The sequence below is a fragment of the Yersinia sp. 2553 StPb PI genome (genome assembly GCF_052217105.1).
Taxonomy (GTDB): Bacteria; Pseudomonadota; Gammaproteobacteria; order Enterobacterales; family Enterobacteriaceae; genus Yersinia; species Yersinia enterocolitica_E.
Genome location: NZ_JAZGPX010000002.1, coordinates 2544581 through 2567526 on the forward strand (window position 1 = coordinate 2544581; position 22946 = coordinate 2567526).

Here is a 22946-nt window from a genome sequence, read left to right on the forward strand (position 1 = left end):
GCTTGATAAGAAATGGAGTTGTTGAATGATAGTTTGCTGACATAAAGTCTGCATCTCGTTCATAGCGGTACCTTTGGTGCTGCAGTGGGCAGTTTCGTGCCAGAAAGCAGACGTTACAAACAGTTAATTGTGTTAATCAAGCGGGAGCAGGTCACTGGTGGTTTATCCAGTAGGTAGACTACTTCATGACAACAATGACTGGATAAGTTACATACTCTTATTTATGAGTTAAAATCGCGTTGATAATTTTATGATCTGAACCCATGGAACTCAGGTGACTTAAATGACTAATAATAAGATTGGAATTAATAGCTCAAGAGCTTCCTCTTCAATCCTGGAAGGGGCTCGGAAGGCTAATTCAGCTGTACAGAAACAAAAGTTTGATGAACTCTTCAAAAATGCTGCAAGGCGGACGCATAAGGGTGATAGTACGGTTTCACATCTAAACCCGCATACGTTGAAAAACATGATTAGTTTTTTCGTTAAGTTGGATGTACCTGACAATACCGCTGATAAACCCGCAGTTCCAAGTGCTTCCCCATTAACTGATGAGGGTAAAGCTATTCTTGCGGACAGTCAGTCTCAACTGAGTATTCGCACGGTATTTTCAAAAGTTACTCATAAGTTGATAAATCCTTCATGGGATTTTAAAACAGCCCACTTTTTAAAGTTATAAATATTCAAAATTGTTTGATGCGTTGCCAATCTTCCAGATTTAGTCGAGGAGAGCCAATGGTACGAAAACGTATGCAGAAATAACCGTCTGTAGAGACTCCAAATAAAGGGGGCTTTTATTTGACTAGGGCGACGCTAAGTTGATCTGCTTCCCAATGAATAGCTCAGTTAGCGTCCGCTTCACGCACTTAGCCGACGCTCATATTTATCAACTCCTTGCTACAGAATAGGTCAGATACAGTTTTTGCACTGTCAGATTTATGTGTCCACTCATCCATTTCTAATTTAGCCCCAGCCATAATCAGGCAAGCATCAACAAAGGTTTCGGCCATCATGAGCTTGAGTCTGATTTTTCCCTCCGAGCACTTCTGTTTCCTGGCTATTGCTGATTTTGATATCCCTTTCTTATAGTGCTGCTCTATCAGGTTATAATCTTCATCTCGCCCAGCTTTCTTCAGTCGGCCTACTGCCGCATCTACCAGCAGACCATCATTATCACAGCACGATAACCGCGACTTTGTAGTGCTAGTTAACAGACCTTTAAATCCTGCTGCAATGGGGGAATAACCTACGCCACTATCTTCATTTGCTGCCCAACCGCCCCAACGTTCTAATACCAATTGAATATCACGCATATTATGGATACCCCTCTGAATCCCTGGACGTTACCCAATAAAAAAGCGAGCCGTATTTAATATACGACTCACTATTTATATTGATTAGCTATGTAGATATATTACCATAAATCGTAACGACAAATGAGTAAATAACGGTAATATCTGCTACAATGACAGCACGTTAGGCGACGTTAATTGATTTATTTAACAAAGTCGTTTATTACAGGTGCATTCATCACCAGATCCCCGTCTATTCCAATGCTTCTGCTTTTGCATCCCCTATACGCACTCATGCACTCCTATCAAATTTAGATATACCGCATCACTATTTGAGCCAATAAAATCCTGATGTCGCTCACTTTGCAAATACCATTTCAATACATCCAGTGCCTCTCGTTGATGGCGAGGGCGGATGATTTCAAGCTTCTTATCAAGGTAGGTTTCACGGTCAGAAATAGGGCCGTCACAATCATAACCATATCCACCAGGATCCATTTCCTTGCAGGCAGCATTTCGTGTCTGGTATAACCATTGCCAATATTGAAACTCCCTTACGACATCAGAAAGCGTATGAGGCTCTGGTAAAACCCCAGCGAAACCCTTTGACGCTTCCGCTCGCAGGTCCCATACATCAGTAACTCGCTTACCCTCAACACATCCCTTCTTTTTTTCCTCAGGTGTCCAGCCAAAATCATCATCATAGATATCGCCATAGGCCACCTCCATTAGTTGTTCGGCTCGAGTAGGCTCCAGAGCTGCCTCATAACTGCCGAATGTTCCCCTGACCTCTGCTGCACGGGAATATTGTGTTCTGGCTCGGTCTATATAATGCTGTGGGTCCCCCATCATTAGTGTGGAAAAGCCAGCAGTCCACCCAGCACCATTCGCTTCCAAATAACGAGTGTAATTATCACGAGCATCTTTGGGGGAGATAGTCAGTTTGTGCAAGGCTTCCTCTGCCGCGGCAATATGTCCCGGTTCGCCGGTATTGATAACTTCCAACACCCACAAATAAGCGTCGGTCTGCCTATCTCCCGTAATGCGCCTCTGCACTGGTAAGGGCTTGGGCACGATAAGTGCGGTACTGTATTGCTTCTCTGGTATCTCAAACATCGCTGCATGCTCTGGATTATCAGCAAATAACCCAGACCGCTTACAGGCGCTTTTTACCGTGCTCAAATTCAAATTAGTCATATCGGCTATCCGTTTATAACCGATGCCTGATTGTTTAAGCCGAAATACCTCAGCACGTAATTCTTTTGTCATTCTCATGATATGCATACCCTGTATTCTTTTACTCTCTGTCAGAGCATTGGTGTAATACCCCGCCAGAGAGAATGATTTATCCGATTCAGGTCGGTTCAAATGGAGGCGATCTGCTTATTCCTCCAAATCATCTGGCATCATGAGCACCACGAAGTGAGGCTGCTTACCGTCAATTCTGAGCGTTTTCTTAGTGATCCCCTTGCTCGGTTTATCCAACATACCGGCATCCACGAGAGCCTGAGCAAAAGCCACCGCATTGGCACCTACGGCAATCTCGTTTCGAAAGACTGAGGGAAAAGTATGAAATACCAATGTATCGAGTCCCGGCTTTTTCTCTCGATATCCCGCCAAATCCTTTATTGGTAAATCTCGCGGATCCGTTTCAGGGTGTGGCAAATAACGGCTATAACCGAAGCGTTGCAAGAAAGATTCAGCCTGTTCCGCCCATGCTTTTGATTCACGATTACCCATACCAAAATCATTAACCCATGCATTAAAGCCATGTTGTAAAGCGTCACGGCACTCTTGCTCACTCCAACTGGTAAGGTGTTTGGAAAGCAGCAAAGCGGCTTCCAGTATGGCGAACCTCGATGCAACACGGCGTACCTGCTCACTGGCTTCATCGGGTAATAATGCTATCCACCGACGTTCCGCATCCCTGACAGCTTGCGCTGCTACTTCTTTCTGGCTGGCTAAGCACTTAATCCATTCCCGCCCTACCGCACCGTAGTGGTCTTTACAGGCATCTCGCATAGAATCTGCATGCGCTTTACCGTCCTTGAAACCATGGTATTTAGTTGCTTTGGTGATAGGCACATTTAAGAGCCGAACCAGTTGGCCCGCGTTTACTTTGCCACCATCAGCTCGGATATAACTTTCGAGATCGATTTCACCGGTACTGAATGCCATTGCGCGCCAGCGTTTCACATCCCGATTACCGCCCTCCTTGGCCCCCTGAATTTTGCCGACGCCGTTAAACAAAGCGTAAGCAGCATCAGCAACTGCGCGTTTATTACTGCCTTGCCCTATCTCATCCAGTGGCATAAAACCGTCATTGTGCGCCGCAGCTTCATTTACCAATCCCAACGCTGTTGAGTACCACGTCAGCTTCAGCGCTTCGGGTTCGCCATAAACAGTGGTAGCCGCATTACCCGTCGTGGTTTTACCCGCGGAGGAGCCACCGAATAAATGAACACCAAAACCATCCGCACCAGCCAGACCAATCAGCGGAGCAGCAAAGGCACAGGCAATACCCAACATCATGGAGGGATTACCTCGAGCAAGTTTGGCTACATTATTGCGCCAGCTCTCGGGGGTCCCCTTGGTGGTGTAGCCTTTTGCCGCCGATGAGCGACCATTAAAGAGTACCGGGGTTGCAGGTGCGCCAATCACCGAACCATCCGGCATGATGTATGCCCCACACTGCCAACCAGTAGCATTGGCAACTGTCCAAAGCTGCCGCTCTCCACTGCGTTGCAGGTAGTCAGCCAGTATTGCCCGTAATCCACTCTTGGCTGTGATAGATAAACCACCAGCCCGCAGCCGCGACCAGCCTTCCCGCTCGCCAATGTCACGCATGGGTAAAGCTTCTGAACGTTCGGTACTGTTACCCTCCGGCGTCCAGGAGAGGATCAGATACCGCTCGTTATCGTCTTCACCTATCCCCGCAACTGATATCGGGTCACTCAGCCAGCTTTCTCTTTCCGTAATATTGCCGTTACTTTTATCCAGTTTGGGTTCAACCCAATACATGCCCCCTTTACGCTCATCAACATATGGACGCCTGACATCCTGAGGCTCCGCTACCGGAGGCTCCTCTTCTGCCAAAATATGTGGTTGATATAGAGAATCAGCAAACGCGGTAATACTCGCATCCAGTCCATACTGCTGACGATAATCATCCCAGTCGGCTTTATGGTCTGTCGGTGGTAAGGCAACCCAGCCATTCACCGCGGTAGCCGCTTTCTCAGCAGATTCTTTCCCGACATTCTTTTCACCGGGTTTAAGATCGTTATCAGCAGCAATGATAATTTTCGCATCAGGCCAACGTTCCCGGCTGGCTTTCGCTATATGGATCAGGTTCCCTTCATCAATAGCGGCCAGCACAACCCCATCACTCAGTAACGAAACTGTAACGCCGGTTGCGTTACCCTCTGCAATTAACACCGTGACAATCGGATCATCATCCAGAGCAGTTGGAAGCCTCACAGGAATGAACGAACCTTTCTTGATGGTTCCAGATATCAGACGTTTGGTGCCATCAGGCTTAATCACCTGCGCACCAGTTACTACACCCTCCATTGTTTGCAGTACCAGCAGTAAAGAACCGTCACTCAATAGGGCTTGAGGGGGGCTTGGAAGCCCCTTATTAAGTAGGTACTGAGATTCACCAGGTACCGTTTTCGCCACCAACTCCGCAACCTTATCCGCTATCGGGATACCGGGTTGTACCAGCTGTTTTACAGATTTAGCAGGTACCGTCGCAGACACTCGCGAGTCGGGATCCATTCCCAGTGCATCTGCTACCATGACCGCAGCCTCAGTGGAGGTGCATTGCTTAACTTTCTGTACCAGCTCAAGCCCATCACCGGCACCACACTGATTACAGAAATGGGTCCCACGTCCATCCTGATCATCAAATCGGAATCTGTCTTTGCCACCACATGCCGGACAAGCAGAATGGTCGCGAGGCCGTTCCGGTACATCAATACCGAGATAACCAAGAATATCGCGCCAACGATTGGTGGCCTGAGCCGTAACTTCACGGATCATGTCGATGGATGGCTTCATGCTGCACCGTCCTGACTGAATACCAGTCCATGCCGGTTATCGTGAGGATTAGCCAAAGTATCTACGACTGTAGCCTTCATGACTTCCGTCATTGTCTCGACGCCGTGTGGTGTCAATTTACTGTTATCTTTACTCAGCATCTGGGTGTAGGTTTCCACAAGAATCCGCGAGCCGTCATCACGCCCGAATTCCTGAAAACAAAGCACTTCCAAAGAATGAATAAGGCAATTACAAATTGCTGCCTCAGTTAAGTTTTCCAGAACAACAACCTTTCTAGAATTAATAATGACATTGGCAATGGATTCGCCTCTATTTCGTTTCTGACAATAAGCGATAAATGCCACTGCAATATGTTTACGATTTAATTCAATTGAATGATTCAGGTTCGTCATAAATATATCCTTTCCTTTCATCAGGCCGAGCGAGTCCCCAGCCTGATGGCTGTTATTTTTGAGATGTTGGAATGCTAACTAATTAAATACAGGGCATTTAGCTACTGGCTTTATCAAGGCGTTCCATTTTGTCCGGCCTCCCGCTCAAGCAAATGAACCGCTACTGGTCCAGCGAGATCCAATGCAAGGCTTAATAATTCCTTTTCGTCAGTAGTATCTAATTCAATATTGGATTCAAACATCAACAGCAAGAGAGCATTTAATTGACCAGCCTTATGCGTGGCAATATCCAGGGGTACTGATTCATTGGCTTTCATGGTTATGCTCTCCCGATAAAGGTAAATTCAGTAACGAACCGTGCCAGTGGCATAATGCAGGGCGATGAATATCCGTCACGGCTAAAGGTAACGCGATTAAAGGCAACGGAATCGACAGTGACCAATGAGCCATGACTGTCTTTGTAACGATCATTTGGCTGTGGCTGGCCCATAATTCACCCCCTTAATATTTTTCGCCGCTTTTTCAGCGCGTTCCTGAGCGATCCAAAGAAGTTCATAACCCGTGTCGTTACCATCCTCACTAGCAATCAGCATTGAACTGACTTTTAAAATTGAAGCAATTTCACTGAGAAGATCGGAAACTTCGCAGGGCGCTAACTTATCCATAAGTCACCCCCATAACATCAGACAGATTGATACTATGTACTGCCAGCCATGCTTCGCGAGGCCATGATTTTACAGAGCCATACTGTGGGTCAGGCACAATCTCTGGTTTAAAGCCATTCTCAAGATACCATTTCCGCAACGGATGCCACGCAAACTTCTGATGAGTCACATTTTCTACAGCTTTCACCGTGGCATGCTTTGTACTTTCCCCCAGCCGTTCTTCCAGTACACGACATTTGCGAGTGGCTGCACTTAGTTTGCCGAGGGCGCTGGCTTCACGTTTACGGCTAATCTGGCCTTTGGTACGAATAGCTTTGTCGGCGCGTTGCTTTTCAGCTAAACGGCCTTGCTCGGAGTCGATAGCTAACTGAAGAATTTCCAGACGACTTAGGTCGGGAATGGTTGCAGGTGCTGGCAATGCATCACGTCGGGAGAAGTAAAACTCAGTGAGGTCGTTGTAGTAGTACCACGCCTGATCGGTTTCCAGCATTTTTGAATGGTTCGCCGCACCGCGTTCTGTCCATAAAGTAAGGCTGCGAGTTTTCGAAGAAATTTGTGCGTCGCTAAAAGATACGCGCAAATCATCAAGTTCTTTACCTTCAATCTGGAAGTAGTGTTTACCCTCAACAAACCGAGACTTATTGCGATTAAAGTTCTGACGGATGCGATCAACGGGGCACCGTATCCGGCTGCCATTTGCTCGGTGGTCAAAACACGCTGACCTCGATATTCGATAATCTGTAGATTTTGGGCCTCAACGAGTACCAGTTCAGTTTTTTTAGACATTGCACACCCCCTGCTCATTTTTCGCGTCATGCTCTTCAAACCGTACGATGTTATGTACCGCCTCAGCCCACCAATACACCTGCAATCGTTGCTGCTCGTTCTCAATCAGAGGAATAACAACCGTCAACAAATGAAGCAGACCTTCTTTAACGCGAAGTAACCGAGTGCGGGATACATTCTCGCTGGTATCAGGGATTGGCTTACCACGGCTGCCCATCAGTTCAGTAATCAGGGCCTGAGTCTCTTTGTATGAAGGTGGGTAGATATCATCCTCATCAAGGAGCTGCATGATGCTGGTGATCTGAATGTTGCTTAACCGACGCTCTGTAGCCCCCAAGAGAACAGAGGCTGATGCTTTATCAAGGCTTTCAGCTTCACCACACCATGACAGTTTGAGATCACCACCAGCAGCGTCTAATGCGCTAAATTCAACACGGTATTTTTTAAGCATTGCATACCCCCTGTGCAGGAATACGACCAGCAAAGGAAAGTACGAACTGACCAGCCAGAGAGCGGCGGGCATCTTGTTCAGAATGGGCAGTTACTGATTCACGGTGCGGTTTAGCGTTCAAGTCAGAACGGCACATGGCGAGAAAGAGATACTGAAATTTAGGGCGAGTTTGGGTACTATGTTGTAATGCCATAGTGTAAGCCTCATTTACATTGTGGTTAGACGCCTCAGCAGTGTTCCCGCACTCTGGGGCGTTGCTATTTTCACACCATGACAAAGGCAAGGTGTAAGACACAATATAGTTACAAGGTGTCTTACACGTCAAGTCTTTAAATAGAATATTTACCGTGTATACTGTCTTACACCAAAATACATGGGAGCAGCATATGGCGACGGGTTCAAAAAATGCAAAGTCACAATCCTTAACAGCTCGCATACCACATGAAATAATTGAAGGTATGGAGTTAGTAAAAGAAAAAGGTGAAAGTACTGGGCAGTTCATAACAACGTCAATGCTAGGTGAGATCAAACGCCGCCAGCGTAAGAAGTCCAAAGCCGAACCATCTGAGTAACCCAGAAGGGTAGCATTCACAGTGCTACCCTTTTCTTTGCCTGAACCCGAATACTGTTCGTGTTTGGTTTCCCGACTTACGCTAATGGCGCTCTTCGAAAGAATCAATGAGTTGAGTGATGTTTGTAAGTAACCGAAAGTCACCCGCAAAGTTTTTTGCAACTGGCCCGAAATTACCAGGTTAGTATGCGACTCGCTCAAAGATAGTCGGTTCAGGGTGACTGCTTGAGTTGTTAGCATCATCCCATCACCTCCACACGCAGACCTTTAGCTGTGTAGCCCTGAACCTGCTTACCATTCACACGAACCCGCTTTTTAGTTAGTAAACGGATGTGGTCACCGTATACATGAAGTAATTCCCCATCTAAAGCGACCTCGTTATAACCATATCGAGGCTTATGTGACACCTGCACAAATGGGTTGTAAGCCTTGCTATTAGCGGGAACTGGTGCGACAACCCCCTTATCTTTGCCGGTTACTCGATACAACCAGAATCGCCCGTCTTTCCCTGTCAGCTTTCGAGTACGAACTGGCACATAGCCAGCTTTGCGCATGGCTACACTGAACGCTGAATCATCGGGGTAATACTGGCGACGAATATTGGCAGGTACTGAAATAGCGAAACTTTGCTTAGTCCAATACTCTGTCCATTGATCTACAAACTCGATAGGCAAGCCATTAACGTTAATACCGCTGAGTACGATTTTAGGCTGAGTTTGGCCGCTGCCAATTAAGGCATTTAATTTTTTCATGTTGAATTATCCTTCGTTAAATCGTTTGGTACCTGTAGCGACGAAAATCAAATGTTGGATTAAACCGAATGCAAGTACACGCAAGTAATGCACACCCTATATAAATAATTAGGCGACCTCCTTGCGGGATTCAGCAATACGTTGGTTGATCCACTCGTCAATCTCGCTTTCAACGAAGGCAATAGAACGGGTACCGATTTTAATGGAGGAAGGGAAGCGATTCTGGCTGATAAGACGGTAAAGCCAAGCTTTACTGTAACCAGTTCGGCGTTGGACTTCTGATAAGCGGATAAGTGATTGTGGTACTTGCGGCATGTAGCCCCCTGTTTACGTTAAAATAACAAGGGGGATTAAAAACTTTTAATGTGCAGATAGCATTGCAAGCAAAAATGTAAAAACAAAATGCAAAACTAACCAATTGATTTATTTAATGAATTTGCCTTTGCAAAAATCCCATTAATTGTGCGTTCTCCTATCCCCTTAATTTTTTTATCGCTGATAGAAGCAGCTAAATCACCTTGAGTCCATTTTTTTGCTTTTGAAGTAACCAAATCCAGCATGTTGGCAACTAAAAGCAAATACTGAATATCAGTAAATTCTTCAGAATCATCACTTAAAGATTGCTCAAATTCCGATAAATTTTTTGGTCTTACACCTATTTCATATCCTTCAGGGAGTCCACCCGCTGGAAAATAGTCTCCACCATGAAGTCTTAATGTCTTATCCTTTCTACGATTTCTATTTTTTTTAACTATTTCTTCATCAAAACGTTCCAAGAGATTAATAAGATCTCCATTCTCATCCTTTAAAAAAACACCATCTAAATTAACCATCTCAGGAGCTTCTTTACCTCTATTTATCTCATACAAAAATTCGATATCAAGTCTTTCTGCTCCTATCATGGGTAGATCATACAAAACATCATCAAGATAGTATAAATCTCCTATGCTTTTTCTAGATGAGAACATTATTTTTTCAGAGAAAAACTCAAAAGTAGACTCTTCCTCCGAAGAAAATCTATCGGCATAATCCTTAATATAATCAAGATACTTGATATATATATATTGATCCACATCGGATAATTCTTTTATTTCCTTTGGAACTAATTTTAACTTTTCTATATATTCATTATTTGAATCAAACCCTGATAATTTAAAAAATGTATATTGCTTTTTAAGCTCCTCAGAGTATTTAATTAATTTGTCTTCTTTTTTTATTCCGACATGCTTTGCGCTATAAGGTAATCTGACAGTAAGAACCAAATGACCTTCAAGCCCAAATTCCAGTAAATCTAAAATGGTCACCTTCTCTTCCAGAACTGAAGATAATCTTAATGCTGCTTCGTCTAAAGATAACCATTTTTTTACTTTTAATAATTTACTTTTTAGCATATATCTACTGCTCCTCTAGATGTTAGAGATTTTGCCAGTCAGCAGGTATGTACTTGTTTTCTGGACTAGGCATAGCCTTATTCTCTTGAGGTCTACTATAAATCACCACTGTATACTCGTCCAGCATCCACCCTCCCCATGCGCAGCATCACTTCACATTTTCACATCAAACTGTAGTGAACAATTTCGGCTGAACGATGGCAGATTTAGGATGATTTAGCTGAGGAAAAGCCAGATTTTCGGGAGATAACGCGATTAGGGTCGGTTCAAACGGCCTAAAGTCGGTTCAGGGTCGGTTCAAAAAATGAATTAATTAACTTATAAATCAACAAACTAAAATATTGAACCGACTGAACCTACTGAACCGACCCTTTTTTATTCCTCACGGAAGAATTTTACCTAATCACTAAGCTTTTGACTGACGTTCCAGGCTATCCATATAGTCGGCATACCACTGAAGCATTTCCCTGCGGCCATCCAGATACTGGGCATGATTGTAAGTACCACGAATGCTGTTTTTATCCACGTGTGCCAACTGTGTTTCTATCCACGCAGTATTAAACCCCTGTTCATGCAAAATGGTACTCATAGTGTGCCTAAAACCGTGACCAGTGGCTTTACCATGATAACCAATACGTTTTATGACCTGATTAATACTGGCTTCGCTCATTGGCTTTAAGCTGTCATTACGACCGGGGAATACCAGTTTAAATCGCCCAGTAATCTCATGTAATTGACGTAGTAATGCCAAAACTTGCTCTGACAAGGGAACCAAGTGAGGACGACGCATTTTCATTCTGGCGGTGGGAACTTCCCAGACGGCTTTGTCCAAGTCAAATTCTAGCCACTCAGCAGCCCGTAGTTCAGTTGTACGAACACCAGTAAGCATAAGTAGCCGTGTTGCTATTCGAGTGACTGTACTGCCGCTATAGGCATTGAGAGCATTAAGGTATGTGGGAAGTTCGTTCGCTAAGAGGTGGGGGTAATGCGTGTGCTTCTGAACCGCCAGAGCGCCAGCTAGTTCACTTGCTGGATTGTTCTCTGCTCTGCCAGTTACGATTGCATAACGGAAAGTTTGGCTGCATGCCTGACGGATCTTACGCATTTTATCGAGGACGCCACGCTTTTCTAACTTACGTAGGGTTTCGAGAATTTCTAGAGGCTTGATTTCGGCAATTGGACGTTTACCAACGTAAGGGAATATGTCTTTTTCGAACGACTCCATTAAATCATCAGCATAACCTTTAGACCAATTGGGCCTTTTGTAGGCATGCCATTCTCTGGCTAGAGCTTCGAACGTGTTATCAATGCTGACTTTTCTGGTTTGTTTTTCTACTTTTTTTTCTTCACCTGGGTCGCCGCCCACTGCAAGTATACGCTTTGCCTCATCTCTTTTTGCTCTGGCTTCAGCAAGAGTGATATCAGGATAGACCCCAAATGCTAGCAATTTTTCTTTACCGGCGATCCGATACTTCAGCCGCCAACAACGTGAACCAGTAGTTTTTACTAACAAAAATAATCCACCTCCATCAGATAGCTTATAGGGCTTCTCTTTTGGCTTTGCAGTATCGACCTGTCGGGCGTTCAGTTTCATGTGGGGGTATCTCACTTCATTGAACCTAGACATACCCCCAATAGTACCCCCACTTTGTTGTTGATTGCAGTGGATGTAGGTAGACGTTGGGATGCTAGGAATTGTCAGAGAGGCTGATTATATAAGGGATTAGTAGACTTAGATAGACGTTAGAAGAGGTATAGATGGTACGCCCTACAGGATTCGAACCTGTGACCTACGGCTTAGAAGGCCGTTGCTCTATCCAACTGAGCTAAGGGCGCATTTGATATTTACCGCAGCACAGAACACTGCCGGTAGTCAGTTGCGGGTTGGATTATACGGGCAGTCTCTTTCGAGTCAATGGGTTTTCGCCTTACGGTTTATCATCTGGCTATTTAATCGTTAATTAATCGTTATTATACGCCTGACAGCACGCCCCGCTTCTGACAAAATAGGCACATTCCCGCTTTTTTTAATTGATGGATCCCTCCACTGATGTCAGCAAAAATTATTGATGGTAAAACGATTGCGCAGCAGGTAAGAAATGAAGTTGCTGCGTTGGTACAGAAACGTTTGGCTGCCGGTAAGCGTGCTCCCGGCCTTGCTGTAGTATTAGTTGGTGTCAACCCAGCCTCACAAATTTATGTCGCCAGTAAGCGTAAGGCGTGCGAAGAGGTCGGTTTTGTTTCGCGTTCTTATGATCTGCCAGTGACCACCACTGAAGCAGAGTTGCTGGCATTGATTGATTCACTGAATGACGATGGTGAAATTGATGGGATTCTGGTGCAACTGCCACTGCCTGCAGGCATTGATAATGTCAAAGTGCTGGAACGTATCCACCCAGATAAAGACGTAGATGGCTTCCACCCGTATAACGTGGGCCGCCTGTGTCAACGCGCACCGAAATTGCGCCCTTGCACCCCACGCGGCATCGTTACTTTGCTGGAGCGTTATAATATCTCGACATACGGCCTCAATGCAGTTGTGGTCGGTGCATCCAATATTGTAGGCCGCCCGATGAGCCTTGAACTGCTGCTAGCAGGTTGCACTACCACCGTCACGCATCGTTTTACCAAAAATCTGCGCCAACATGTGGAAAATGCTGACTTGCTGGTGGTTGCCGTGGGTAAACCCGGTTTTATTCCCGGTGAATGGATTAAACCTGGTGCTATCGTGATTGATGTAGGCATTAACCGTCTGGAAAGTGGTAAAGTAGTCGGCGATGTAGAATTTGATGTCGCCGTTGAGCGTGCGGGTTGGATTACACCGGTTCCCGGTGGCGTCGGGCCGATGACCGTTGCAACACTGATACAAAATACCTTGCAAGCCTGCGAGGAATATCACGACATCAACGAAAATTGATTGTAAGGACAGGAATGGACATTTTTCATTTGGAAAAACACCCACACGTTGAGCTGTGTGACTTATTAAAGTTACAGGGCTGGAACGACAGCGGTGCCTCAGCGAAAGCCGCCATCGCAGATGGACAGGTGAAAGTCGACGGGAATGTAGAAACACGTAAGCGCTGCAAAATCCTGGCTGACCAGATTGTTGAGTTTCAAGGCATGAAAGTGCAGGTTAAAGCCTAATCACCTCAGCAAAGGCGAGTTCTAGCTGGTTATTGCGAAAGACTGCCATGGCGAGATAAGGGCAAAAAAATGCGGTTACTGGTCAGCACCAGAACCGCAATTTTTTTAGATGCAGATAGCTAAATTGCACCTATCCACCCAATACCATGCTATTTACGGCGCCATATCGTCCCTTGTGGGCCATCTTCCAGCACAATACCCAGCTCATTCAACTGATCACGGGCCGAATCGGCCAGCGCCCAATCTTTACTGCTACGGGCATCGTTACGTTGCTTAATTAACGCTTCTATTTTTGCTACTTCGTCGTCATTAGTCTGCGCGCCACTTTGTAAAAACAGCTCTGGATCCTGCTCTAATAATCCCAGCACATGGGCCAGTTTACGCAATTCTGCCGCTAAGCCATTCGCCGCCATAATATCTTCAGTTTTTAGGCGGTTTACTTCACGGGCAATATCAAACAGTACCGAATAGGCTTCTGGAGTATTGAAATCATCATCCATTGCGGCACGGAAACGCGCTTCAAACTCTGCACCACCCGCAGGCATCGCACTCGCATCAGTACCACGCAGAGCGGTATACAGGCGTTCTAGTGAGGCACGTGCCTGTTTCAGGTTCTCTTCGCTGTAGTTAAGCTGACTGCGATAGTGGCCGGACATCAGGAAGTAACGTACGGTTTCAGCATCGTAATAGGCCAGCACATCACGAATAGTAAAGAAGTTATTCAGTGATTTAGACATTTTTTCTTTGTCAATCATCACCATACCGGAGTGCATCCAGTAGTTCACATAGGGACCATCATGGGCACAGGTAGATTGCGCAATTTCATTTTCGTGGTGCGGGAACATCAAATCAGAACCGCCGCCGTGAATATCAAAATGTGCACCCAACTGTTTGCCATTCATCGCCGAGCACTCGATATGCCAGCCAGGGCGGCCCGGGCCCCAAGGTGATGCCCAACTTGGTTCACCCGGTTTAGACATTTTCCACAAGACAAAATCCATCGGATTGCGTTTAACATCAGCCACTTCAACCCGGGCACCGGCCTGTAATTGATCCAAATCCTGACGGGACAGCAAACCGTAATCAGGGTCACTGTCCACGGCAAACATCACATCGCCATTTGACGCGACATAAGCGTGATCACGGGCAATCAAACGCTCAGTCAGCGCAATAATTTCAGGAATATGGTGAGTCGCACGCGGCTCTAAATCAGGGCGTTCAAGATTCAGTGCATCGAAATCTTTATGCATTTCTGCCAGCATACGTGTCGTCAGTTGCTCACAGCTTTCATTGTTTTCCAATGCGCGCTTGATAATTTTATCGTCAACATCGGTAACATTACGCACATACGTCAGAGAGTAACCTAAATAACGCAAATAACGCGCCACGACGTCGAAAGCGACAAAAGTACGCCCATGCCCAATGTGACACAGGTCATAAATGGTGATCCCGCATACGTACATACCAATTTTACCGGCATGAATAGGCTTGAATTCCTCTTTTTGGCGACTCAGTGTATTAAAAATCTTTAGCATCGGGACATTCCGTGGTTTTTGTTTTGCGGTAAGCATGGTTTATACCCAAACTCATTGGCGTTGCCGGTAGAGCGCAAACAACGTCAAGGGCGAGGGAGATAAAAGGATATCACCAGATTATGCGGTAAATCAGCCACTGATTCAGCACTTTTTCACACTTCTTGCTGGCGTTTCGAGTGCTGACTCAATCTCAGAGTTATGATATAAGAGCCGTCTAAAGAGTTACGACTCATTTGTGAATACACTATTACACTAGCAGGAACATTATTATGGTCACGTTTCATACTAATCACGGCGATATCGTCGTCAATACCTTCGCGGATAAAGCGCCGATTACCGTTGAAAACTTCCTGAACTACTGCCGTAAAGGCTTCTATGATAACACTATCTTCCACCGTGTTATCGACGGTTTCATGATTCAAGGCGGTGGTTTTGAGCCGGGCATGAACCAGAAAACCACGGATGCAACTATCAAAAACGAAGCTAACAACGGCCTGAAAAACACCCGTGGCACCCTGGCAATGGCGCGTACCAACGATCCGCACTCTGCCACTGCACAGTTCTTCATTAACGTTGCCGACAACGACTTCCTGAACTTCCGTTCAGAGCGCCCAGATGGTTGGGGTTACTGCGTATTTGCTGAAGTTACTGAAGGTTTGGACGTTGTTGATAAAATCAAAAACGTTGCTACTGGCCGTAGCGGTATGCATCAGGATGTACCAAAAGAAGATGTGATCATCAAAAGCGTCACTATCAGCGAATAATGACAGCTTAATGAGCACGCTTTTTATTGCAGATTTGCATCTTAGCGTTCAGGAACCGGCAATCACTGCCGGTTTCCTGCATTTTATACAGCGTGAAGCCATTCATGCTGATGCGTTATATATCCTGGGTGATCTGTTCGAGTCCTGGATTGGCGATGATGACCCCGAACCACTGTACCGGCAAGTTGCCGCTGCGCTGAAATCACTCCAACAACGGGGTATACCTTGCTACTTTATCCACGGTAATCGTGACTTTTTGCTCGGTAAACGCTTTGCTCAAGAAAGTGGTATGACCCTGCTGCCGGAAGAGATAGTCGTCGAACTGTATGACCGTAAAATTGTTATTTTACATGGTGATACACTGTGCACCGATGACACCGAATATCAGCATTTTCGTCGTAGAGTACATAATCCACTGATTCAAAAACTGTTCCTGTGGCTACCTCTGCGTTTTCGTTTACGCATTGCGGCTTATATGCGTAACCAAAGTCAGCAGAACAATAGCGGCAAATCTGAACTTATCATGGATGTAAATCAACAAGCAGTGATTGATAGCTTCCAACGTAATGGCGTCAGTTGGATGATCCACGGGCATACGCATCGCCCAGCGGTTCACCCCGTAGCACTCCCCGCCACAACCGCCCATCGTGTGGTTCTCGGTGCCTGGCATGTTGAGGGTTCGATGGTCAAAGTCACGGCAGACAGTGTTGAGTTGATTAAATTCCCATTTTGACCTTCAGGTTTATCTGGCGAGTGGGTATAAAAAACCGATAAATCCCACTAAAAGCCGCGACGCAACCGTTTTCCTCGCCTTTGGCTCATGATATGCTCTACGCCCTCTTCGCCAGTCACGATTTAAGTAAAATCATTCTGGCCGACGCTTGCGCAATCACAGGAGCTTTACACTCATGGGAGCTAACCTCGATTCGGCTTATGCAGCCGGGGTTAAAATCGCTATCGTAATGGGGTCCAAGAGTGACTGGGCCACCATGCAGTTCGCCGCTGACGTGCTCACCACGCTCAATGTTCCATTTCATGTGGAAGTTGTCTCCGCACACCGCACCCCCGATAAGCTGTTCAGTTTTGCCGAGTCAGCCCAAGCCAATGGCCTACAGGTGATAGTTGCCGGTGCCGGTGGTGCTGCACATCTGCCGGGTATGATTGCGGCAAAAACGCTGGTACCTGTTTTAGGTGTTCCGGTACAAAGTGCTGCGCTGAGTGGCGTCGACAGCCTGTATTCGATTGTACAAATGCCGCGCGGTATCCCGGTGGGAACCTTGGCTATCGGTAAAGCCGGTGCTGCCAATGCCGCCTTGCTGGCCGCACAAATATTGGCATTGCACGATGCTGAATTAGCCGCTCGTCTGGCTGATTGGCGCAAAAGCCAAACTGACGAAGTGCTGGATAATCCAGATCCTCGGGTGCCAGACTTACAGGTGAAGGCATGAAACCAGTTTGCGTATTAGGTAATGGTCAGCTAGGACGCATGCTGCGTCAGGCTGGCGAACCCCTGGGTATTGCAGTTTATCCGGTGGGCTTGGATGCAGAACCTGAAGCCGTGCCTTATCAGCACAGTGTGATTACCGCCGAGATTGAGCGCTGGCCAGAAACAGCGTTAACCCGCGAACTCGCCACACAAACGGCTTTTGTTAACCGCGATATCTTCCCGCGTCTGGCAGATCGCCTGACACAAAAGCAATTGCTCGATAGCCTGAATCTGCCAACCGCACCCTGGCAGCTATTAGCAAGTAGCAGCGAATGGCCGCAGGTCTTTGCAACATTAGGTGAGCTAGCCATTGTCAAACGTCGGGTCGGAGGCTATGACGGACGTGGTCAGTGGCGGTTACGGGCAGGTGATCAAGATACCTTGCCAACTGATGCTTACGGTGAATGCATCGTTGAGCAAGGGATTAAATTCAGCGGTGAAGTTTCGCTGGTCGGCGCACGCAGCAGCCAAGGCAAATCGGTGTTTTACCCGTTAACCCACAATCTGCATGAAGATGGCATCCTGCGTATGAGCGTGGCTTTGCCACAGCCCGATAGCAGATTACAGCAACAAGCTGAAAAAATGCTGTCAGCCATTATGGATAAGCTGAATTATGTTGGCGTAATGGCCATGGAGTGCTTTATCGTTGGCGACAATCTGTTGATCAATGAGCTGGCACCACGGGTGCATAATAGCGGTCACTGGACGCAAAATGGTGCGTCAATAAGCCAGTTTGAACTGCACCTGCGCGCCATTTTGGACCTGCCCTTACCGACGCCGGTGGTTAACACCCCGTCAGCGATGGTCAACCTGATTGGCACGCCAGTGAACATCGAATGGCTATCTCTGCCGTTGGTGCATCTGCACTGGTATGAAAAAGAAGTGCGCGCAGGCCGTAAAGTAGGTCATATGAATTTGAACCATCCCGATGGCGCACAATTACGTGCAGCTCTGGCCGCACTCGCGCCGTTGTTACCAGCGGAATACCAGAACGCGCTGATCTGGGCGCAGGATAAGCTGTAACTCATCTGGCCTGCCCCACAAATCATTGGCGTTGCAGCCACACTGCAACGCCAGGTTACCCAAATAGGCTAACTGTCATAATTGCGGAACAGCGCCCTTCCCTGTAACAAACGCGCACCTAACCAACCGCCACACAATGACAACAATAGCGCGCCAGCCAACGGCAACAGCCACCACATCACCCAATTAGGCTGCCACGGGAAATCAAACACTAAGCGCTGTAATGCCCACAGTGCCGCCTCAGCTCCGATGGCAGCAGCCAGCCCGGCAACCAACCCCAGTAAGGCAAACTCCCACCACAAGGTACCTCGCAGTAAGCGTTTACTTGCGCCAAGTGTCCGGTAAACCACCAGCTCCTGACGGCGCTGACGCATCCCGACTTGAACCTGCGCCAGCAGCAATAAAGTGCCGCAGATGATAACCAGTATCACCATCACTTCCAGTGCACGGCTCACCTGCTGCAACACCTGCCCGACCTGTTTAAGCATCGCGCCAATATCCAGCAAACTGAGTGTTGGGAATTGCCGATTCAGTTGTGTCAGCACCTCCCCGTCTCCTTGATAGCGGAAACTGGTCAGCCAGGTTTGTGGCTGTTTGTCCAATGCACCCGGCGGGAAGATAAAGTAGAAGTTTGGCCGCAGGCTTTCCCAATCCACCTGACGAATACTGCTAACTTTGGCTTCGAATGACTGCGTATCGCCGCTAAATGTCAGTTTATCGCCAATTTTAATCCCCAGTCTGTCAGCAATTCCTTGTTCCATCGACACTTCATCGGCTTTAGGTGGCCATTGACCGGCGGTCAAAATATTGTGCGCCGGTAAATCTTGCTGCCAGGTCAGATTCAATTCACGGTTAACCGCCTCGCCACCGGGTTCATCTTCGCGCACCCGCTCGGTGGCCAGTTGCTGGTTAATTTCAGACAGCCGTACCCGCACGATAGGATAGAACGTTGATGGCGTTATCTGATGTTGCGTCAGAAACTCAGTTACCTGTGGCACCTGTTGCGGTGTCATATTCAGCAAGAAGTAATTCGGGCTGTCCGGCGGCAATTGTTGCTGCCAACGATCCAATAGGTCCCCACGCAGTACCAATAACAATGCTAACAGCATAAAGGATAAGGAGAATGCCGCCAGTTGCGTTAACGTCATCCACGGTTGACGTAGCAAACGGTTGATTGCCAGACGCAATGATAGACGGGTAACAGTCAGGCGGCGCAACAGTACCAGACTGCCCCAGCCAATCACGCCCAGTAATAACGCCAATACCACCATGCCAGCCATAATGGCCCACAATAACGCGTTCCCCCCCATCAGCAATGCCAATAGGCCAATCACGATAACCAGCATTGCAGGAATAAAGTAACGCAGCGGCCAAACATTCGCGGAAACATCACGGCGCAAAACCCGTAGCGGCTGGGTCGCGAGCAGTTGCCGATAGGGGCGAACACCCACCAGCAGCGAAATCAATACCAGCGAACCCATTGACCATACCCATGGCCATAAACCGGCTGCTGGCAATGCGGCCGGTAATACCGGTGACAATAAACGAACTAAAACCTTCTCGAATAAGAGGCCAATCACGCTGCCACACAGGCCTGCCAACACCAGCACCGACAGCCACTGACCGATAATCAACCGCCGCAGTGCACGGTGTCCTGCACCTAATGTTTTCAGTACCGCAACTAAATCATAGCGGCTACGGCAATAGTGGCCCATCGCCACCGCAACGGCAGCAATCGAAAGTAGTAACGTCAATAGCGCCGATAACAGCAAGAACTGCTGCGCCCGTTGCAGCGATTTCCCCAGCGCGCCACCTGATTCTTGTAAACCATACAACCGCTGCTCTGGTTTCAATTGTGGCGTAAGCCAGTCACTAAATTGGGTGACGCCATCAGGCTGGCCGGCGAACATATAACGATAGGTCAGACGGCTACCCGGCTGAATCGCGCCGGTCTTTTCCACGTCAGCCAGATTGATCAAAATACGCGGCGCGGTTTGGAATGGATTAAAGCCAGAATCAGGCTCCTGAATCACTTCACCGACAATTTTCAGTGAAGTATCACCGACATCCAGCATATCGCCGACCTTAACCCCAAGCAGCGACAACAGCCTTGGTGCCACCAACACCGTACCCGGTTCCAGCACCGCGCCAACAGGCAACGTATCTAATTTGCCATACAACGGATAGGCTAAATCTGTGGCTTTTACATCAGCCAGTTGTGGGCGATCGCCCGCGAAAGTCATGGTCATAAACGATAACTGGCGACTGACGGTCAACCCTTGCCGTTTAGCTTCCAGCAACCACGCTTCAGGAACCGGATGCGCCGCGCTCAGCACCCGATCGCCGGCTAAAAAATCGCGGCTTTGCTGACTCAGCCCTTTTTCCATCCGGTCACTGATGGTACCCAGCGCCAGCACACAAGCCACCGCCAGTGTTAATGCCAGCCAGACAATTAACAGTGAGGGTGAGCGCCACTCACGCCAAAACCAGCGCCAAATCATGCTTCCTCCCACAATTTGCCGTCCCGCAGCCGCAAGCGGCGCTGACAACGCCCCGCCAGTTGTACATCATGGGTAACCAGAATCAGTGTGGTGTCATAATCCCGATTCAATGAAAACAGCAGATCAGCAATTCTGTCACCGGTATGGCGGTCAAGATTACCGGTCGGTTCATCGGCAAATAACACTTTAGGCCGCCCACTGAAGGCTCGGGCCAGTGCTACCCGCTGCTGCTCACCGCCAGAAAGCTGAGCGGGCAGATGATGTAGCCGTTTGCCCAATCCGAGTTGCTCTAATAACTCCACCGCATGGGCCTTACTATTGCGTTCGCTCTCTCCACGCAACAATGCAGGAAGCTGAACGTTCTCTAACGTATTGAGTGTGGGTACCAACATAAATGACTGAAACACGAAGCCGACGTTTTTTGCACGTAATTGCGCGCGCCCTTCTTCATCCATGGCGGTCAAAGACTGGCCGAGTAAACTCACCTCACCACTGCTGCCATCATCAAGCCCTGCCAGTATCCCCAGCAAAGTTGACTTACCGGAACCCGACTCACCAATCAGCGCAATTGTCTGGGCGGGTTTGACAACCAGCTCAACTCCGGTAAGGATGGAGAGCTGTTGCTCACCCTGGCCGACGTATTTATTAAGATGATGAACTTCAAGAACGTTTTCCGCTGGCATCTTCCCTTCCTTTTACTGTTGGGATTATTCAGTTTGCGTGCCGCCGCAACCGATACACTGTTAATTCTTGGCGATAGCTTAAGCGCCGGTTACCGCCTGCCGATTGCCGAAGCATGGCCTTCACGGCTGGATAAAACATGGCAGGGAACACCGTCACTGCCGAAGGTAGTCAATGCCAGTATCAGTGGTGACACCGCCGCTCAAGGTTTGGCCCGCCTACCGTCCCTACTCAAACAACACCAGCCGCGCTGGGTGCTGATAGAACTGGGAGCAAATGACGGTCTGCGTGGTTTTCCAACACAAGATACTCAACGGGATCTGACACAAATTATCAATCAGATATTGGAAGCAAAAGCACAACCTTTATTGATGCAAATCCGCATTCCGCCTAACTATGGTCGCCGTTATACTGATGCTTTCACCGCGATGTATCCACAACTGGCACAGCAATTTAACATTCCATTGGTCCCTTTCTTTATGGAAGCTGTTGCTGTGAAACCGCAGTGGATGCAGGATGATGGCTTACACCCTAACGCCGCGGCCCAACCCTTCATCGCGGATTGGATGGCGCAACAACTTAAACCATTAGTGACCAATAAGCAGTAATAACACTTGTTCAAACAAATAGAATCACTCACCAGGTAAAGTTATGCAAAAAACTGTATTAATTACCGGTTGTTCCAGCGGTATCGGGCTGGTTGCGGCACAGGATTTGAAAAACAGGGGCTATCGCGTACTGGCCGCCTGCCGTAAACCTGATGATGTGGCAAAGATGACGCAATTGGGTCTGGAAGGTATTGAACTGGATTTGGATGACAGTGCCAGTGTGGAACGTGCTGCTGCGCAGGTTATCGAACTGACTGGCGGGCGCCTATACGGCCTGTTTAACAATGGTGGTTTCGGCCTGTATGGCCCATTGCACACCATTTCACGCCAGCAGTTGGAAAAGCAGTTTTCCACCAATCTATTCGGCACCCACCAGCTCACGCAATTGCTGTTGCCAGCAATGTTGCCTCACGGCGAAGGGCGTATAATTCAAACCAGTTCGGTGATGGGGTTGGTTTCTACCGCGGGTCGCGGCGCTTATGCGGCCAGCAAATATGCGTTGGAAGCGTGGTCTGATGCACTACGTATGGAACTGCACGACAGTGGTGTACATGTTTGTCTGATTGAACCCGGCCCGATCAGTACCCATTTTACACAAAACGTCAATCAGGCCGAGGCCGATAAACCAGTCAATAATCCCGGTATCGCAAAGCGCTTTACCCTGCCCCCGCAGGCTATATTACCGAAATTACGCCATGCGCTGGAAAGCCCGCGCCCACAATTGCGCTATCCTGTCACATTAGTGGCCCATGCTTTGACCATTCTGCGCCGCATCCTACCGGGGCGAATGTTAGATAAAGTCCTGCGCGGCAATGCCTAACTGACTATCCAAAAATAGTTGGGGTTGA

General features: G+C 47.7%; 26 protein-coding genes, 1 tRNA gene and 1 pseudogene. 10 read left to right on the plus strand and 18 right to left on the minus strand.

Features of this window, described 5'->3' with window-relative positions; translation table 11 throughout:
- The first annotated feature begins 283 nt into the window (after window positions 1-283).
- Window positions 284-676 carry a hypothetical protein gene (locus V2A84_RS13290; RefSeq protein ID WP_420072044.1) on the plus strand — a complete coding sequence of 131 codons (393 nt, stop codon included), beginning with the start codon at window positions 284-286 and terminating at the stop codon, window positions 674-676.
- 187 nt (window positions 677-863) lie between these two features.
- Here V2A84_RS13290 and V2A84_RS13295 read toward each other — a convergent pair whose 3' ends face one another.
- The 10 genes and pseudogenes from V2A84_RS13295 to V2A84_RS13340 form a co-directional block, all read right to left on the minus strand.
- A complete protein-coding gene (locus V2A84_RS13295) occupies window positions 864-1310 on the minus strand; it encodes an antiterminator Q family protein (RefSeq protein ID WP_420072043.1) in 447 nt (148 codons plus the stop codon).
- A 261-nt stretch (window positions 1311-1571) separates the two neighbouring features.
- Window positions 1572-2573: a hypothetical protein gene (locus V2A84_RS13300; protein ID WP_420072042.1), complete on the minus strand. Its 1002-nt coding sequence runs from the start codon at window positions 2571-2573 to the stop codon at window positions 1572-1574.
- Between the two features lie 99 nt (window positions 2574-2672).
- Window positions 2673-5348: a DUF927 domain-containing protein gene (locus tag V2A84_RS13305; protein WP_420072041.1), complete on the minus strand. Its 2676-nt coding sequence runs from the start codon at window positions 5346-5348 to the stop codon at window positions 2673-2675.
- Complete coding sequence (locus V2A84_RS13310; RefSeq protein WP_420072040.1) at window positions 5345-5740, minus strand: hypothetical protein; 396 nt, start codon at window positions 5738-5740, stop codon at window positions 5345-5347. The genes V2A84_RS13305 and V2A84_RS13310 overlap by 4 nt, the downstream gene beginning before the upstream one ends.
- A 113-nt stretch (window positions 5741-5853) precedes the next feature.
- A complete protein-coding gene (locus tag V2A84_RS13315) occupies window positions 5854-6057 on the minus strand; it encodes a hypothetical protein (protein WP_050288465.1) in 204 nt (67 codons plus the stop codon).
- A 2-nt stretch (window positions 6058-6059) separates the two neighbouring features.
- Window positions 6060-6230 carry a DUF4222 domain-containing protein gene (locus tag V2A84_RS13320; RefSeq protein ID WP_032898472.1) on the minus strand — a complete coding sequence of 57 codons (171 nt, stop codon included), beginning with the start codon at window positions 6228-6230 and terminating at the stop codon, window positions 6060-6062.
- A complete protein-coding gene (locus V2A84_RS13325) occupies window positions 6208-6405 on the minus strand; it encodes a hypothetical protein (RefSeq protein WP_032905635.1) in 198 nt (65 codons plus the stop codon). Before V2A84_RS13325 ends, V2A84_RS13320 begins: the two co-directional genes overlap by 23 nt.
- A pseudogene (locus tag V2A84_RS13330) lies at window positions 6398-7191 on the minus strand (ORF6N domain-containing protein). The gene V2A84_RS13325 and the pseudogene V2A84_RS13330 overlap by 8 nt, the downstream one beginning before the upstream one ends.
- Entirely contained in the window at window positions 7184-7642 is a 459-nt protein-coding gene (locus V2A84_RS13335; protein ID WP_420072038.1) for a hypothetical protein, read from the minus strand. The pseudogene V2A84_RS13330 and the gene V2A84_RS13335 overlap by 8 nt, the downstream one beginning before the upstream one ends.
- The gene (locus V2A84_RS13340) at window positions 7635-7835 is read right to left on the minus strand and encodes a host cell division inhibitor Icd-like protein (RefSeq protein WP_420072037.1); all 201 of its coding nucleotides are present in this window, start codon (window positions 7833-7835) and stop codon (window positions 7635-7637) included. The genes V2A84_RS13335 and V2A84_RS13340 overlap by 8 nt, the downstream gene beginning before the upstream one ends.
- A gap of 193 nt (window positions 7836-8028) precedes the next feature.
- Here V2A84_RS13340 and V2A84_RS13345 point away from each other — a divergent pair, with 193 nt between their 5' ends.
- Window positions 8029-8214: a YlcI/YnfO family protein gene (locus V2A84_RS13345; protein ID WP_420072036.1), complete on the plus strand. Its 186-nt coding sequence runs from the start codon at window positions 8029-8031 to the stop codon at window positions 8212-8214.
- A 238-nt stretch (window positions 8215-8452) separates the two neighbouring features.
- Here V2A84_RS13345 and V2A84_RS13350 read toward each other — a convergent pair whose 3' ends face one another.
- From V2A84_RS13350 to V2A84_RS13370, 5 genes are all read right to left on the minus strand, one after another.
- Window positions 8453-8965: a hypothetical protein gene (locus tag V2A84_RS13350; protein ID WP_226719089.1), complete on the minus strand. Its 513-nt coding sequence runs from the start codon at window positions 8963-8965 to the stop codon at window positions 8453-8455.
- Window positions 8966-9073: 108 nt separating this feature from the next.
- Window positions 9074-9280, minus strand: a complete 207-nt coding sequence (locus tag V2A84_RS13355; protein ID WP_145559377.1) for a helix-turn-helix transcriptional regulator — start codon at window positions 9278-9280, stop codon at window positions 9074-9076.
- A gap of 95 nt (window positions 9281-9375) precedes the next feature.
- Window positions 9376-10356, minus strand: a complete 981-nt coding sequence (locus tag V2A84_RS13360) for a hypothetical protein (RefSeq protein WP_442848913.1) — start codon at window positions 10354-10356, stop codon at window positions 9376-9378.
- Window positions 10357-10762: 406 nt separating this feature from the next.
- A complete protein-coding gene (locus V2A84_RS13365) occupies window positions 10763-11950 on the minus strand; it encodes a tyrosine-type recombinase/integrase (RefSeq protein ID WP_442848914.1) in 1188 nt (395 codons plus the stop codon).
- Between the two features lie 165 nt (window positions 11951-12115).
- A tRNA-Arg gene (locus V2A84_RS13370) sits at window positions 12116-12192 on the minus strand.
- Between the two features lie 214 nt (window positions 12193-12406).
- Between V2A84_RS13370 and folD the strand changes: the two genes are divergently transcribed.
- Both folD and ybcJ read left to right on the plus strand, forming a co-directional pair.
- The gene (gene folD / locus V2A84_RS13375; RefSeq protein ID WP_083159903.1) at window positions 12407-13273 is read left to right on the plus strand and encodes a bifunctional methylenetetrahydrofolate dehydrogenase/methenyltetrahydrofolate cyclohydrolase FolD; all 867 of its coding nucleotides are present in this window, start codon (window positions 12407-12409) and stop codon (window positions 13271-13273) included.
- A gap of 14 nt (window positions 13274-13287) precedes the next feature.
- Window positions 13288-13500, plus strand: coding sequence for a ribosome-associated protein YbcJ (gene ybcJ, locus V2A84_RS13380; protein WP_004390634.1), 213 nt, complete (start codon window positions 13288-13290; stop codon window positions 13498-13500).
- A 149-nt stretch (window positions 13501-13649) separates the two neighbouring features.
- Here the strand turns inward: ybcJ and cysS are convergent, their stop codons facing one another.
- Window positions 13650-15035, minus strand: coding sequence for a cysteine--tRNA ligase (gene cysS / locus V2A84_RS13385; protein ID WP_083159905.1), 1386 nt, complete (start codon window positions 15033-15035; stop codon window positions 13650-13652).
- Window positions 15036-15304: 269 nt separating this feature from the next.
- On the opposite strand from cysS, the gene ppiB reads away from it, so the two are divergent.
- From ppiB to purK, 4 genes are all read left to right on the plus strand, one after another.
- The gene (gene ppiB / locus V2A84_RS13390) at window positions 15305-15799 is read left to right on the plus strand and encodes a peptidylprolyl isomerase B (protein WP_442848915.1); all 495 of its coding nucleotides are present in this window, start codon (window positions 15305-15307) and stop codon (window positions 15797-15799) included.
- 10 nt (window positions 15800-15809) lie between these two features.
- Window positions 15810-16532, plus strand: a complete 723-nt coding sequence (locus tag V2A84_RS13395) for a UDP-2,3-diacylglucosamine diphosphatase (RefSeq protein WP_083159907.1) — start codon at window positions 15810-15812, stop codon at window positions 16530-16532.
- 175 nt (window positions 16533-16707) lie between these two features.
- A complete protein-coding gene (purE, locus tag V2A84_RS13400; RefSeq protein WP_083159909.1) occupies window positions 16708-17247 on the plus strand; it encodes a 5-(carboxyamino)imidazole ribonucleotide mutase in 540 nt (179 codons plus the stop codon).
- Window positions 17244-18308, plus strand: coding sequence for a 5-(carboxyamino)imidazole ribonucleotide synthase (gene purK, locus V2A84_RS13405; protein ID WP_083159911.1), 1065 nt, complete (start codon window positions 17244-17246; stop codon window positions 18306-18308). Before purE ends, purK begins: the two co-directional genes overlap by 4 nt.
- A 68-nt stretch (window positions 18309-18376) precedes the next feature.
- Here the strand turns inward: purK and ybbP are convergent, their stop codons facing one another.
- Together ybbP and ybbA are read right to left on the minus strand one after the other, a co-directional pair.
- The gene (gene ybbP / locus V2A84_RS13410; protein WP_083159913.1) at window positions 18377-20809 is read right to left on the minus strand and encodes a putative ABC transporter permease subunit YbbP; all 2433 of its coding nucleotides are present in this window, start codon (window positions 20807-20809) and stop codon (window positions 18377-18379) included.
- Complete coding sequence (ybbA, locus tag V2A84_RS13415) at window positions 20806-21492, minus strand: putative ABC transporter ATP-binding protein YbbA (protein WP_372558232.1); 687 nt, start codon at window positions 21490-21492, stop codon at window positions 20806-20808. Before ybbA ends, ybbP begins: the two co-directional genes overlap by 4 nt.
- Between ybbA and tesA the strand changes: the two genes are divergently transcribed.
- Window positions 21463-22098: a multifunctional acyl-CoA thioesterase I/protease I/lysophospholipase L1 gene (tesA, locus tag V2A84_RS13420; RefSeq protein WP_193784833.1), complete on the plus strand. Its 636-nt coding sequence runs from the start codon at window positions 21463-21465 to the stop codon at window positions 22096-22098. The two genes, ybbA and tesA, sit on opposite strands and share 30 nt — an antisense overlap.
- Before the next feature lie 43 nt (window positions 22099-22141).
- The gene (locus tag V2A84_RS13425) at window positions 22142-22918 is read left to right on the plus strand and encodes an SDR family oxidoreductase (RefSeq protein ID WP_083159917.1); all 777 of its coding nucleotides are present in this window, start codon (window positions 22142-22144) and stop codon (window positions 22916-22918) included.
- Window positions 22919-22946 lie beyond the last annotated feature (28 nt).